The sequence below is a fragment of the Streptomyces sp. NPDC002690 genome, from assembly GCF_053592415.1.
Map to the genome: position 1 here is coordinate 1 of NZ_JBSFVR010000010.1, position 15,109 is coordinate 15,109.

A 15,109-nucleotide genomic window follows, 5' to 3' on the forward strand; every position below is an offset into this window, starting at 1 on the left:
TCCGCGTTGAGCTGTCCGTAGGTGATCCGCCGGTCGCCGTCGATCAGCGCGACGGCCTCCGGTGCGCGTGCGGTCTGCGCCTCGAACCGTTCGACGAGCGATACGTCGTCCACGGCGGCCACTGACCCGGCCCACGGCCCCAGCAGCAGTTCCCGCTCGCCCGCCGACAGCACGTCGAAGTCCGCGAGGCGTACGTCCGGGGCGGTCACCGCCTGGCTCAGTACCTCACCCAGGACGGCCACCATGCGCTGGACGGTGGCGTGGTCGAACAGGTCCTCGGCGAAGACGACCACGCCGTGCAGGCCTCGGCTGTCGTCGGAGCGGAGCAGGAACTCCAGGTCGAACTTGGCCGATCCGTTGGTCAGACCCACCACCTCGGCGTACCGGTCACCGCCCAGGCCGAAGGACGGGGCCTCTCCCGCCTCCAGGGTGAGGCAGATCTGGAAGAGGGGGTGCCGGGAAAGGGTGCGGGTGGGGTTGAGGGTGTCGAGGACGAGGTCGAAGGGGGCGTCCTGGTGGGCGAAGGCGTCGAGGTCGGTGGTGCGGACGTGTTCGAGGAGCTCGCGGAAGGTCGGGTTGCCGTTCGTGCGAGTGCGTAGGACGAGGGTGTTGACGAAGAAGCCGACCAGGTCGCGCAGGGCTTCGTCGGTGCGGCCGGCGACGGGGGTTCCGATGGTGAGGTCCGTACCGGCCCCGAGCCGGGTCATCGTGGCGGCGAGAGCCGTGTGCACGACCATGAAGGGGGTGCATCCCTCGGCCCGGGCCAGTGCGCCGATGCGCTCGAACAGGTCACCGCCCAGAGCGATTTCCACCTGCCCGCCACGGTGCGACGCCTGTGCGGGGCGGGGGCGGTCGAGGTTGAGCACGTGTTCCTCGGGCAGCCCTTCCAGGGCCTCCCGCCAGAACGCGAGCTCCTGCGACAGCACGCTTCCCGCGTCGTCGGCGGAGCCCAACACCCGCTGCTGCCACGCCGCGTAGTCGGCGTACCGGACCCGGAGCGGCTCCAGCACCTGGCTCTCGGTGCCGGCGACACGCGCCTGATAGGCCCGGGACAGGTCGTCGAAGAGCACTCCGGCGGACCGGCCGTCCGTCGCGATGTGGTGCACCAGGAGGTGGAGGACCGCGCGTCCGTCGCCCAGACCGAGGAGGGTGGCCCGCACGGGGATGTCCGTCCTGAGATCGAACCGGTGCCGGACCGCTGCGGCCAGATCGTCGTCCAGCGTCTCCGGCGTGGACGCTCCACGCTCGATGCGTACGCGGGCCTGTGCGGCGGAGAGGACGTGCTGTCGCGGTTCGCCGTCGACCGTGGTGAAGACGGTACGCAGGGGCGCGTGTCTTTCGATCACGTCGTTGAGGGCGGTTTCGAGGGCCTCGGCGTCGAGTGGGCCTTCGAGGTGGATCGCCATGGGGACGTTGTAGGCGGTGCTGTCGCCGTCGAGTTCGGCCAGCAGCCAGAGTCGGCGCTGGGCGAAGGACAGAGGGGTGTCGTTGCCGTCGGTCGACGCGTCGGCGGTCAGCGGCGGGAGTGCCGGGCGGCCCTTGAGGGTGCTGATGTGTGCGGCCAGCCGGGCGGGTGTGGGGTGCTGGAAGACGTCACGGACGGTCAGCCGGACACCGAGCTCGTCGGCGATGTGGTTGGTGAGACGGGCGGCGAGCAAAGAGTGGCCGCCGTGGTGGAAGAAGCTGTCGTCGACCCCGACCGGTCGGGCGGTGTCCAGTACTCGGCTGAAGAGGGTGAGGGCGATCTCTTCGAGCTGGGTCTGCGGCGCGCGCGTCGAGGCCATGAGGGCTGTCGGCTCGGGGAGGGCGCGTTTGTCGATTTTGCCGTTGGGGGTGAGGGGGAGTTTGTCGAGGGTGGTGAGGTGAGCGGGGACGAGGTGTTCGGGAAGCCGTGCGGTGAGGTGCCGGCGGATGTCGTCCGGGGCTGTCGGGATGCTGGTGACGATGTAGGCGGCGAGCTGCTTGTGGTGCGTGGTGACGGTGGCTTGGGTGATGTGGGGGTGGGTGAGGAGGGCGGTTTCGATTTCGGCGGGTTCGATGCGGAAGCCGCGGATCTTGATTTGGTTGTCGGCTCGGCCTTGGTAGTGGAGGTGGCCGTGGTGGTCGAAGTGGGCGAGGTCGCCGGTGCGGTAGAGGCGGGTGCCGGGGGGTCCGTAGGGGTTGGGGATGAAGTGGGTGGCGGTGAGTTCGGGGCGGTTGAGGTAGCCGTGGGCGAGGCCGTCCCCGGCTACGTAGAGTTCGCCGGTCGTGCCGGGGGCGCAGAGGCGCAGGGCGGTGTCGAGGATGTAGAGGGGTTTGTTGGTGAGGGGGGTGCCGATGGGGATGGTGGTGTGGGGCTTGTCGGTGGCCTCGATGGTGTGGGTGGTTGCGTAGATCATGGCTTCGGCGGGGCCGTAGCCGTTGATGACGCGGATGCCGGGGTGTGACTGCTGCAGTGTGTGTACGTGTGCGGGGGAGGCGGCTTCTCCGACGGTGTAGGCGGTGGTGACCGAGGTGAAGGTCTCGGGGTGTTCGTCGGTGAGGTAGTTGAAGAGGCTGGCCGAGAGCAGCAGAGTCGTCACGCGGTGCCGATGCGTGAGTTCCGCGATCAGAGTCGGCTCCGGCTTCTGGCCGGGCTGGATGACGACGCGGGCGCCGTGGAGGAGGGGTCCCCAGAATTCGAGGCTGAAGGCGTCCCAGGAGATGGGTGAGGACTGGAGGAAGACTTCGTCGGGGCTGGTGGGGAGGTAGGTCTGTCCGACGAGGGTGGAGACGAGGTTGCGGTGGGAGGAGAGGATGCCCTTGGGGCGTCCGGTGGAGCCGGAGGTGAACATCACGCAGGCGAGGTCGTCGCCCTGGATGGGCAGGCCGGGGTTCTCCGGGGAGTTGTCGAGGACGTCGTCCGGTCCTTCGACGGTGGTGGTCCATGGGCCGTGGAGGCGGTCGGTGAGTCCGGTGCGGGTGACGAGGTGGGTGATGTCGGCTTCGGCGGCGGCGGTGTGGAGTCGTTCGTCGGGGAAGTCGGGGTCGAGGAGGACGTGGCCGGCGCCGGTCTTGAGGACGGCTATCACCGCTGTGGCGAAGGTGGCGTCGCGCTCCAGGAGGATGCCGGCGAGGTCGCCGCGGCCGAGTCCTCGCGAACGCAGGTGGTGGGCCCAGCGGTTGGCGGATGCGTTCAGTTCTCCGTAGGTGATCTGCCGGTCGCCGTCGATCAGCGCGACGGCCTCCGGTGCGCGGTTGACCTGTGCTTCGAACCGTTCCACGAGCGAGACGTCGTCCCGGTCGGCCACGGGCCCGGCCCACGAGCCGAGCAGCAGCTCCCGCTCGGCCCCCGACAGCACCTCCAGCTCGGCGAGGCGGGTCTCCGGGTTGGCCACCGCCTGGCGCAGCACCTCACCCAGCACGGTCACCATGCGCCGGACGGTGGAGTGGTCGAACAGATCCTCCGCGAAGACGACCATGCCGCACAATCCCCGACCGTCGTCCGAGCGGAGCAGGAACTCCAGGTCGAACTTGGCGGACCCGTTGGCGAAGGTCTGGACGTGCCTCGGCCGGATGCCCGGCAGATCGAGCACGGGGGCGCCGGTTTCCAGGGTGAGGCAGATCTGGAAGAGGGGGTGTCGGGAGAGGGTGCGGGTGGGGTTGAGGGTGTCGAGGACGAGGTCGAAGGGGGCGTCCTGGTGGGCGAAGGCGTCGAGGTCGGTGGTGCGGACGTGTTCGAGGAGCTCGCTGAAGGTGGGGTTGTCGCTGGTACGGGTGCGTAGGACGAGGGTGTTGACGAAGAAGCCGACCAGGTCGCGCAGGGCTTCGTCGGTGCGGCCGGCGACGGGGGTTCCGATGGCGAGGTCCGTACCGGCACCGAGCCGGGTCATCGTGGCGGCGAGGGCCGCGTGCACCACCATGAAGGGGGTGCACCCCTCGGCCCGGGCCAGTGCGCCGATGTGCTCGAACAGGTCCTCCCCCAGGGCCACTTCGACCGCTCCGCCACGGTGCGAGGCCTGCGCGGGGCGGGGACGGTCGAGGTTGAGCGCGTGCTCCTCGGGCAGTCCCTCCAGAGCCTCCCGCCAGAACGCGAGCTCCTGCGACAGCACACTTCCGGCGTCCTCGGCGGATCCCAGCGCGTTCTGCTGCCAGACCGCGTAATCCGTGTAACGCACCGGAAGCGGCTCCAGAACCCGGTCGCTCTCGGCACCTGCGATCCGTGCCGTGTAGGCGTGGGCGAGGTCCGCGAAGTACACGTTGCCGGACTCGCCGTCCGTGGCGATGTGGTGCATCACGATCACCAGCTGGTGCGTCACCTCGTCGAGACGGAAGAGTGTGACGGCGAGCGGGAGTTCGGTGCGGAGGTCGAAGACGTGACGGCCGGCCTCGGCCACGGCCCGGTCCAGTGCGTCCGGGGTCACCTCCTGGTGCCGGACCGTCGTCCGGGCCTGTGCGGCGGGAAGGACGCGCTGTCGCGGCTCGCCGTCGACCGTCTCGAACAGGGTCCGCAGGGGTGCGTGTCTTTCGATCACGTCGTTGAGGGCCGCGTCGAGTGCGTCTGCGTTCAGCGCGCCCTCCAGACGAACCGCCATCGGCACGTTGTACGCGGTGCTGCCGCCCTCCAGGTCCGCCAGCAGCCACAGCCGCCGCTGGGCGAACGACATCGGCGCCGGCCCCTCGTCGGGCCCCCCGGCCGCGGACAGCGGAGGCAGTGCCGGGAGCCCCTTCTTCGCCCCGACCTTCTCCGCGAGCCGCACCACCGTCGGGTTCTCGAAGACGTCCCGGATGGTCAGCCGGACGCCCAGCGCCTGGGCGATCCGGTTGGTGAGGCGGGCCGCGAGGATGGAATGCCCACCGTGCTGGAAGAAGTCGTCGTCGATCGACAGGTCGGTCCGCGCGTCGAGCGTGCTGGTGAAGAGGCCGGTCAGCGTCTCTTCCAGCAGGGTGCGCGGGGTACGACCGCCCGAGGCGACCGCGACCGGTTCGGGGAGGGCGCGTTTGTCGATTTTGCCGTTGGGGGTGAGGGGGAGTTTGTCGAGGGTGGTGAGGTATGCGGGTATCAGATGTTCGGGGAGTCGTGCGGTGAGGTGGCGGCGGATGTCGTTGAGGTCGGTGGTGGTGGTGTTGGTGACGATGTAGGCGGCGAGTTGTTTGTGGTGGGTGGTGACGGTGGCTTGGGTGATGTGGGGGTGGGTGAGGAGGGCGGTTTCGATTTCGGCGGGTTCGATGCGGAAGCCGCGGATCTTGATTTGGTTGTCGGCTCGGCCTTGGTAGTGGAGGTGGCCGTGGTGGTCGAAGTGGGCGAGGTCTCCGGTGCGGTAGAGGCGGGTGCCGGGGGGTCCGTAGGGGTTGGGGATGAAGTGGGTGGCGGTGAGTTCGGGGCGGTTGAGGTAGCCGTGGGCGAGGCCGTCGCCGGCTACGTAGAGTTCGCCGGTCGTGCCGGGGGCGCAGAGGCGCAGGGCGGTGTCGAGGATGTAGAGGGGTTTGTTGGTGAGGGGGGTGCCGATGGGGATGAGAGTGTGGGGTTGGTCGGCGGGTTCGATGGTGTGGGTGGTTGCGTAGATCATGGCTTCGGCGGGGCCGTAGCCGTTGATCACGTGGATGCCGGGGTGTGTCTGCTGGAGCTTGTGTACGTGTGCGGGGGAGGCGGCTTCTCCGACGGTGTAGGCGGTGGTGACGGTGGCGAATGTGTCGGGGTGTTCGTCGGTGAGGTAGTTGAAGAGGCTGGCCGAGAGCAGCAGGGTGCTGACCTTGTGCTGTTGCGCGAGTTGGGCGATGAGGGCGGGTTCGGGTTTCTGGCCGGGTTGGAGGACGGCGGTTCCGCCGTGGAGGAGGGGTCCCCAGAATTCGAGGCTGAAGGCGTCCCAGGAGACGGGGGAGGACTGGAGGAAGATTTCGTCGGGGCTGGTGGGGAGGTAGGTCTGTCCGACGAGGGTGGAGACGAGGTTGCGGTGGGAGGAGAGGATGCCCTTGGGGCGTCCGGTGGAGCCGGAGGTGAACATCACGCAGGCGAGGTCGTCGCCCTGGATGGGCAGGTTCAGGTTCTGCGGTGAGTGGTTTCGGAGGTCCTCGGGGCCTTCGGCGGTGGTGGTCCAGGTGCCTTGGAGTCGGTCGGCGAGGCCGGGGTGGGTGATGAGGTGGGTGATGTCGGCTTCGGTGGCGGCGGTGTGGAGTCGTTCGTCGGGGAAGTCGGGGTCGAGGAGTACGTGGCCGGCGCCGGTCTTGAGGGCGGCGATCAGTGCGGTGGCGAAGGTGGCGCCGCGTTCCAGGAGGATGCCGGCGAGGTCGCCGCGGCCGAGTCCTTGTGAACGCAGTTGGTGGGACCAGCGGTTGGCGGATGCGTTCAGTTCTCCGTAGGTGATGTGCCGGTCGCCGTCGATCAGCGCGACCTTCTCCGGGAACCGGGCCACCTGTTCCTCGAACCGCTCGACGAGGGACACGTCGTCCCGGTCGGTCACGGCCCCGGCCCAGGCACCGAGCAGCAACTCCCGCTCGTCCCCCGACAACACCTCCAGCTCGGCGACCCTGCGATCGGCCGGCTCCCCAGGCTCTCCGGACCCCTCGGCCGGGGCGAGGGCGGTCGTGAGGAAGGTGACGAAGCGGTCCTGGTGGGCGGCGATGGCGTCCGGGGCGACCCCGTCGGCCGGGGTGTCGAAGTCGATCCGCAGGCCGCCCGACGCGCCCAGGTCGTACACCGCGACGCTGAGGTCGTCCACCGGCCCGTTGCTCACGTTGTGGTTGACCGTGGGGTGGCCGCACACCGTCATGTCGGCGTTGAATCCCATGATGTTGAGCACCGGCCCGGTCCCCCTGCGGGTTCCGGTGAGGGCCCGCGCATCTCGCCGGAGGTCCTCGTACCGCGTCAGCTGGTGGCGCAGACCGTGCTTGACCTCGGCGGACACGTTCCGCACCAGCGTCCCGAGGGTCTCGTCGGCGCCCACCCGCAGCCGCAGCGGTACGACGTTCGAGGTCATGCCGGGCGTGCTGCGGGCCGTCTTCGTGGTCCGGCCCGTCACCGGCAGTGCGAGCATCAGCTCGTCCCTCGCCGTGACGCGGTGCAGATACACCGTGAACAGGGCGATCACCAGGACGGGCCAGGAGACCCGCTCGGCACGTGCGACGGTGCGCAGCCGGTCCGCGTCCGCCGCGGGTACCAGGACCGTGCGCCGGGCGAAGGGCAGCGCGCCGCGGGCCGGAACCGCCCGGCCGGTGCCCCGGACCAGGCTGTCCGGGGTCTCCCGCACCCCGGCCAAGTGCTCCCGCCAGGCCGCTCGTTCGGCGGCTGCCTCCTCCGAGCCACGCCAAGCGGTGTCCTCGGCGTGGAGGTCGGCCAGCCGGCCGAACGGCGAATCGTCCCACGGCTCGCCGGCGACCGCCTTCTCGTACAGCTCGACCAGCCGCTTCAGCAGCATCGAGACGCTCACGCCGTCGACCAGCAGGTGGTGGAAACCGTAGAAGTAGAAGTACCGGTCCTCCGCCAGCTTGATCAGTGCGCAGCGGACCGGCGACTCGCGGGTCAGGTCGAAGGTGGTGCCGATCGCCGCGTCCACCAGGCTCCAGGCCGCGCGCTCCGGATCGTCCGCCGCGCTCACGTCGGTGAACGGGAGGGCGCGGGCGCCCGGTTCGGCGTCGATCAGCTGCCACACCGTCTCGCCGTCGTCCTCGAAGCGGCGGGTGCGCATGACGTCCGCTTCCTCCACGAGGCGACGCCAGGCTGCCCCCATCAGCGCCGGGTCGACCGGACCGAGGATGTCCCGGCACTCGCCGACGTTGTACTTCAGGCCGGTGGGGTCCAGTGCGTGCGCCGTCCAGATGTCACGCTGGGCTTCCGAAAGGGGCAGCCGGAGGACGGCCGGAGCGGGTGCGACGGTCGCGTCGGACGGCATGGGATCTCCTGTGTGGGTCGCGGCGGGGAAGGGCGGGTCCTGGGTGTGCGGAGCCGGGAGTGCGGGCGGTGCGCGGTACGACGGGACGTAGGTGCCGGGAGTGCGGGCGGTGCGCGGTACGACGGGACGTAGGTGCCCGGAGGGAGGCGCTGGACCGGCCGCCCTCGGCCTGTCCGTGCCGGCAGAGCCATACAACTGCCGGGGCCGGGTGAGGAGCGGCAGTTGCCCCGGCGGTAGGGCAAGCAGTTCGGAGGGATGCGGCAGTCAGACGGCAGCCGTGGCCCCGGCCGACGCACGGACCACGCCCAGGACGCGGAAGGCCGGTCGCCCGCTGTCCGCACTGGACCGGATCACTCCGCTGATCAGCAGCTCACGGATCAGCCGGCCGCACTCGGGCAGCGTGCGCCCGGTGAGCCCTACGACGTCCTGGAGCACGAACTCCCCGTCGGCCATGCGGCAGAGCTCGCCGACGAGCGCCCGGTACGGGTCCGCCAGCGCGGCGAGGGTGCGCCCCACCCGCTCCTGGAGGTGTGAGCCGTGCGGGTCCCCGGCGAGGTGGTCGAAGAGGGGGGCGGGGTCCGAGTCGACGAGGTCGCGCAGGGTGGGTAGATCACAGACGGCGAGCCAGGAGGCGGCGGCGCCGAGCGCGGCCGGGTGGCCGTCGAGACGGTGGCAGATCCAGGCGACGTCGGCGAGCACCCGCGCGTCCGGCACGATGTCGGGGCGTACCCGGCGGAGCTGGCTGAGGAAGAACCGGACGGCCGCCGCGTCCGTGCACCCGGCGGCGGGCGCGGGCGCCTCCAACGGGGAAAGCAGGAACAGGCGTTCACCGGGTACGTTCCACGGCCGCTCTCCGGTGACCAGCAGCCGCAGGCCGGAGAACTCCCGCAGCAGCCGGCGCAACCGGTCGAAGTCGAGGCCGCCGGTGTCGACGCCGTCGAGGACGAGCACGATGCCCTGTCCGCCGATGGCCTCGACGACGTCCGTCAGTCCGGGCAGCAGATCCCGGGCCTCTCCGTCGCCGCGCAGGAAACGTGCGCACCCGTCGGCCAGTCGGGGGAGCGGGTCGTCGTCGGCCCTGAGGCAGTCGGCAGTGGCCTCGTCACCGGAGTGCCACAGCACCGGCAGGCCGGCATCGTGCAGGCGGGCAGCCGCCTCCAGAGCGAGCCGGGTCTTGCCGACGCCGCTCAGCCCGACCACGGTCACCAGCCGCTCGGTGCCCGACCCCAGTTCCTCCACGACAACGCCTGTCTCCGCGTCCCGGCCCACCTGCGGGTACAGGGGTACGGGCGGCGCCGCCCGTACCACCGACAGGCGCCGGACGTCACCGGCCGCCCGCGAGCCGCCCCTGGCCGCCGCCTCCAGCTCCGCACGGGACCGGGGGCCGAGTCTCAGCGCGTCGGCGATCAGACGCACCGTCTCCGTTCTCGGCCGCTGGGCCTTCGCCTTCTCCAGGTCCCGGATGGCCCGCACGCTGATGGTGGAGAGGTCCGCCAGCTCTCGCTGCGTCAGACCGATACGGAGGCGGTGACCGTGTATCAGAGAACCGAGCGGTGCGGTGGTCACCGGGCTGTCCTGAGGGGGAAGGCTGAGCGTCATGAAAAGGACTCCTGCTCGTCGGGGAGAGCCAACCCCGGAAGCCGCTGCGGGCCGGGGCGCTGTGCGGGACGGCTGTCGTGCCTTGCTTCTGCCGGAATCCTCCACACGGGGCCTATCCGGGGGGCATCGCGGCACCAACGCGGTCCGCGGCCGACCGGGCCCGTTCCGCGATAGCGGCGGGGCGCGCGGGAGAGGCGGCCATGCCCTGCCGGGACCGGTGGGGCGCCGCAGGTGATAGGGGCGGCGGACCGTGATAGCGGGGCGACGGATCGTGATAACGGGGCGATAGGACCACGACCGGTGCGGTGAATCCGGCCGTTCCTAAGTTGGTGTCCAGAAGGAAACGGAACACCGACGAGAGGTCAGTCCGATGTCGAAGAACACCACCGCCCGCAACGCCTTCCGCGCCGCCTTCGCCACCGTCGCGGTCGTCATCGTGACCGGAATCGGTGTCCAGGTGGGCTGGGCCGACGACACGTCGGGGACCGGCACCCGGTCGACCGAGACGTCCACCGCCGCCACTCCCACCCCCACCCCCAGCAGCTCCACGGACAACAACCCGTGGGACTGACGAACCCGGTACCTGCCCTCGGGTTCCGGGCCCGGAGCACGCTCCGTGCCTGCTCCACTCCTCAGCCTCGGCCTCAGCGCCGGCGGACACCGGCCTCCGTGCGGCTCGGGCTCAGCGCCTGATGCCCCCTCGGCATTCCCGCCGCTCCGGCGCGGTGCCGGACGACTGGCCTCCGCGCCCGCCACCCTCGGCCCTCCGCGCCGACGGACCTCGGCCCGTCCCCCCGCGCGGAATCTCAAGCCGTCGTCGAACCTGCCGGGCCCGCGAAGCCTTCCCGCCCGTTCGCCTCAGCCGGCGCCGAGCAACTGCCGCGTCTCCGCCAGTTCTCGCGTCATTCCCCGGCTTCTGAACACCTCCAGCGCAGGAGTCAGCAGCTCCCGGCAACGCCCCGGTTCGTCCTCCAGCAGTCGTGCCAGATCCAGGCGGGCCAGTGCGCCACCGTTGACATCCATGATCTGCTCCCGGGCCGCGACGGCCCGGTCGAAGAAGTACCTGGCCCGGTCGGGCCGCCCCATCAGTACGAAGGCCTGGCCCAGATCGCGCAGCAGATGTCCCTCGCCGATCACATCACCTGAGTCCCGGCACAGCTCCAGGACCTCCGTGAACGTCAGTACCGCGAGATCGAACTCACCCCGCTCCAGCAGCAACTGCCCCACCCTGCGCAGGGTCCGTGCCCTGCCGCCCTGATAGCCGACCCCGTCGTAGATCTCCAGTGCCTCGTCCAACTGGGCCTGCGCGGCGTCCCCGTCACCCCGGCGCATCCGTATGTGGGCGCTTTGCGTGAGCACGATCGCCCGGCCCACCACGTCACCGGCACGGTCGAAGTCGGCGAGGGCCCGCTCGTACAGGTCGAGGGCGGTGTCGTCGTCCCCGTTCGTCCGCGCGATGAGGGCCATGTCGCGGCGGCACAGCGCCTCGCCCTTCGGCTCGTCCAACGCCTGGAAGACGTCGAGCGCCGACCCCAGCGCCTGGCGTGCCATGCCGAACTCGTTGCGGCTCATGTACAACGAGCCGAGCGAGGCGCGTACGGCGGCGGTGCCCCGCAGATTGCCGGCCTTGCGCACGGCGGCCAGTGCCCGCACATGGGTCTGTTCCCACAGGTCGTAATGGCCTCGCACCTCGAACAGCGTGACCAGGGTCGTCGCCAGGTTCCAGCTGACGTCGTGCAGGCCCTCGTCGGCGGCGTGCTCCACCATGTGGCAGAGGGCCGCCTGCTCCGCGTCGAACCAGGCCAACGGGTCGGCGAGCAGGTCCTCGGTGCAGGACGCGGGCGGTACCCAGCGCGGGGCGTCGCCGTGCAGCACCGTGAAGTCACCGCCGTAGACCTTGCGATGGGCCTCCTGGGCGAGATGCATCCAGCCGCCCGCCATCCGGGTGAGTGCGGCGCGCTGGGTCTCCGGGGCTTCGTGCAGGGCCAGTTGCTCGCGTGCGTAGACCCGGATGATCTCGTGGAACTGGTACCGGTAGCCGCCGGTGCGCTCCACGCCGACGACGTCCAGCATCTGCATGTCCACCAGCGGTTCCATCAGATCCGACGGTACGGGGCGGTCGTCGTCCAGCAGGGCGCCCGCCATCCAACTGGGCAGCGTCGGTGTCCGGGACATGCTCAGCATCCGCAGCAGCCCGCGATCCTGTGGTGCCAGACCGTTGTACGTGAGTGAGAGGCTGGCCCGCATCGTCATCTCGCCGTGGGCCAGCTCGTCCAGGCGGTGCCGTTCGTCGGCCAGTCTGAGCACCATCGACGCGAGCGTCCAGTGCGGGCGGGCGGCAAGCCGGGCCGCCGCGATCCGCAGGGCCAGCGGCAGCCGTCCGACCGTACGGACCAGAGCCTTGGCGGACGCCGCCTCGCCCTCGACCCTCTCCCGCCCGATGATGCCGGCCAGCAGCGTCAGCGCCCGGTCCTCGTCCAGGACGTCCAGCTCCACGCGGTGCGCGCCCGGCAGCGCGGTCAGCCTGGCCCGGCTGGTGACGAGGACGGCGCAGTCACGGCTGCCGGGCAGCAGCGGCAGCACCTGGCTCTCGGTGGCGGCGTCGTCCAGGACCACCAGAAGGCGGCGCGAGGCGAGCCGGGTCCGGTACATCTCCGCCCGCTCGTCCAGCGAGTCCGGGATCAGTTGACCGGGGATGCCCAGCGCCCGCAGGAAGCGGCCCAGCACCTCCAGGGCGGTGGCCGGTGTGCCGGTGCCGCGCAGGTCGCAGTAGAGCTGACCGTCGGGGAACCCCGTTTCGGCGAGCCGGTGCGCGACGTTCACGGCGAGTGTGGACTTACCGGTGCCCGGCTTGCCGGTGATGACGGCGAGTCCTACCGCCTTGCGGTCCCGTCCGCTGGTCAACGCCCCTTCCAGAGCGGCGACCTGTCTCTCGTCGGCGACGAAGTCCGACGTGGAGGACGGGAGTTGCTGGGGTCGGGCCTCGTGCGGCTGCGGTTCCGTCCGATCGGGGGAGCCGTCCTGGGCGGCGGAGGAGAGCGGTTCTCGGGGCGGCTCGCCGGTGGGGCTCCGGTCCGTGGTGTGCTCGCCGTCGGCGTGCGGCCCGTGGCCGCCGGACGGTACCTGGCTCGCGCCCTCCGCGGGCCCGGCCGGCGCGGCAGGTGCCGGGTCCGGGCGGGTCCCGTTCCTCTCCTCGCGGGACCGGATCGCCATCACCGGCGGGGGAAGTTCACCTGCGAGGATCGCCGCCTCCAGCCGCCGCAGCTCCCTGCCCGGTGCCAGTCCCAGTTCCTGGTCGAGGATCCTGCGCCCCGTGCGGTACGCCTCCAGGGCCTCCGCCTGGCGCCCCGACCAGTACAGGGCGCACATCAACTGCTCGCGCAGGCGCTCGCGCAACGGGTTTTCGTGGACGAGGAGTTGGAGTTCGCCGACGAGCCGGTCATGCCGTCCCAGCTCCAGTTCGATCTGCAACCGCAGCTCGACGGCGCTCAGCCGCTCCTCGTCGAGCTTGCGCGCCTTGTTGGCGAGCGGTCCGCTCGCCAGCCCGGTCAGCGAATCACCCTGCCCCAGGGCCACCGCCGACTTCAGCAGCGTGACCGCCTTCTCCGGCTCGCCTTCGTCCCGATGCCGTCGTGCCATCGCGACCAGGCCGGTGAACAGCAGCGAGTCGACGTCACCGGTGTCGACGTGGAGGACGTACCCCGGTGGCCGGGTCGAGATGGAGACCGTGCTGTCCGCTCCGGCCAGCAGCTTCCGCAGCCGGGAGACACATATCTGTACCTGCGTGCGCGCGGTCTCCGGCGGGTTGTCCTCCCAGATGAGGTCCACCAGATAGCTCGTGCCGACGACCCGGTTCGCCTCCAGCAACAACGCGGCCAGGATGACCTCCTGCCGCCCCGGTGGCACCCGCAGCGGCCCGTTCTTGCCCCGCACCTGGAGCGGACCCAGCAACTGGAAGGGCGGCCGCGACGCGCCGGGGACATGCTCGACCGTACGCGGCGTGCCCTCGGCCACCGAGCCTCCGACCTTGTGAGCGACTTGAGCTCGGGATCAACTTTCCCAAAGGTTCCACAACCCTCACGATCTGTCCATCCTGCTGCGGGCCGGGCGTGACCACCCAGCGAATAGCGCCGTGATAGGGGGAGGTTGGCGCGTTGCGGGAGAGTGCGGGGAGAAGGAGAAAGGAGGCGTCCCATGCACGCCGACGTCTGGACGAACACAGCCCCCGACACGGTGGTCGACCTGGTCACCGCCGCCGGAACCGACCACGTCCGCCTCGTGTACGACTACCTCGACGCCGGCGACCTCGACGCGTGCGGATCCCTGCTGCACGACCGCGTCGAGCTGGAACTGCCCGGCGTCCCCACCGCCCGAGGGCGGACCGCGGTCCTTCACGCCCACCGCGACCACAACGGATCCCACACCCGCCACGAGATCGACCGCGTCGTGGCCCGGGACCGGAGCATCGTCGCCGCGGGCCGCCGCATCACCTCCGGCAAGGAGGACCTCAGCCTGCGCTTCGTGGACTTCTTCCGTATCGCCGGGGACGGCATGGTCGAGTCCTGCACGCGCTACTACCACGCCGAACCGGGAGGGCCCGGAGGCAGATCGTGGCGCACGGCCGGGTTCCCGCCGCCGTCCTGTTGACGGTGGGGCAGTGGGGCGGTGGGCGCGCGGGATGCGTCAGACCGCGGCGGCGACATCGGCGCCGATGGTTCCGGGCGGCATTTTCCGCGACTTGCGCAGACCTGCGTCCTTCCGATGACGCACCACGTGGAGTGCGTGGCGATGTTGGTCGCGACGTCGTGGAGTCGCCGTCCCCGCGGATCAGATGTCGTGGAAGAGGCCTGTCGACGGACACGACGAAGCAAAGCGGCCGGGCCCCTCGGATGTGAGGGACCCGGCCGGAGAGCCAGGAGCGGGAGGGTACGGATCGCGGCCGGGGGCTGAAAGGCCCTGCGGTCTCCGTCCCTCGGTCGCCTCTCCCGGGCGTCGCGGCCACCGGATGATGGCCGGTGGCCTGTCCTCGCGTCGGCGGATCGCGCCCGACGCGGGGACGGTGCCTCCCGGGCCGGAGGTGGTACGTCCGGCCCGGCAAGTCTTCTGGTGGCGCTCGCCCCACGTCCCTCGCCCCACGTTCAGACCGACGGCTGGAAGTTCCTCCTGTGCCACAGGAGAGGGGATGTGGTCTCCCCCCGGCCGCGCAGTCCGGTGAGTTCACCGATCAGCAGGGTGTGGTCGCCGACCGCTATCCGCTGGGCAGCGGTGCACCGGAACGCGACGCCCACGTCCGCGAGATAGGGCACCTGGGAATCCGGCCAGTCCTCCAGACGCACACCGGCGAACCGGTCCGCACCGCTGGTGGCGAACGTCCGGGCCAGCGTCCGGTGATCGCTCCCCAGGACGTTGACGGTGAATTCCGCGGCTGTGGACAGGGCGGGATAGCAGCTGGAAGTGTGCGCCATGCCCACCAGCACGAGGGGCGGATCCAAGGAGACCGAGGTCACCGAGCTGGCGGTGAAACCCCAGGGCCGGCCGACCGTGTCCCGAGCCGTGACGATCGTCAGCGGAGCCGCGAGCAACGACATGGCCTCGCGGAAGTCGTCACCGGTCAGTGCCCGCGTAGTGCTCGCGGACTGCGCGCTCACCATGCCCACCTCTCC

At 70.7% G+C, this 15,109-nt stretch carries 6 protein-coding genes; 2 read left to right on the forward strand and 4 right to left on the reverse strand.

Features of this window, described 5'->3' with window-relative positions; all coding sequences use genetic code 11:
* Positions 1–7,847, reverse strand: a 7,847-nt coding sequence (locus ACWD3D_RS02795) for an amino acid adenylation domain-containing protein (protein ID WP_451459117.1), incomplete at its 3' end; no start/stop codon positions are given.
* 264 nt (positions 7,848–8,111) lie between these two features.
* Positions 8,112–9,446 (reverse strand): helix-turn-helix domain-containing protein, encoded by a 1,335-nt coding sequence (locus ACWD3D_RS02800; RefSeq protein WP_451459118.1) that lies wholly within the window; start codon positions 9,444–9,446, stop codon positions 8,112–8,114.
* 370 nt (positions 9,447–9,816) lie between these two features.
* On the opposite strand from ACWD3D_RS02800, the gene ACWD3D_RS02805 reads away from it, so the two are divergent.
* Positions 9,817–10,017 carry a hypothetical protein gene (locus tag ACWD3D_RS02805; protein ID WP_451459119.1) on the forward strand — a complete coding sequence of 67 codons (201 nt, stop codon included), beginning with the start codon at positions 9,817–9,819 and terminating at the stop codon, positions 10,015–10,017.
* Between the two features lie 287 nt (positions 10,018–10,304).
* Here the strand turns inward: ACWD3D_RS02805 and ACWD3D_RS02810 are convergent, their stop codons facing one another.
* Positions 10,305–13,397, reverse strand: coding sequence for an AfsR/SARP family transcriptional regulator (locus ACWD3D_RS02810; protein ID WP_451459148.1), 3,093 nt, complete (start codon positions 13,395–13,397; stop codon positions 10,305–10,307).
* 243 nt (positions 13,398–13,640) lie between these two features.
* On the opposite strand from ACWD3D_RS02810, the gene ACWD3D_RS02815 reads away from it, so the two are divergent.
* Positions 13,641–14,093 carry a nuclear transport factor 2 family protein gene (locus ACWD3D_RS02815; RefSeq protein WP_451459120.1) on the forward strand — a complete coding sequence of 151 codons (453 nt, stop codon included), beginning with the start codon at positions 13,641–13,643 and terminating at the stop codon, positions 14,091–14,093.
* Positions 14,094–14,584: 491 nt separating this feature from the next.
* On the opposite strand, the gene ACWD3D_RS02820 is transcribed toward ACWD3D_RS02815, so the two are convergent.
* Positions 14,585–15,097, reverse strand: coding sequence for a flavin reductase family protein (locus ACWD3D_RS02820; RefSeq protein WP_451459121.1), 513 nt, complete (start codon positions 15,095–15,097; stop codon positions 14,585–14,587).
* Positions 15,098–15,109: the final 12 nt, after the last annotated feature.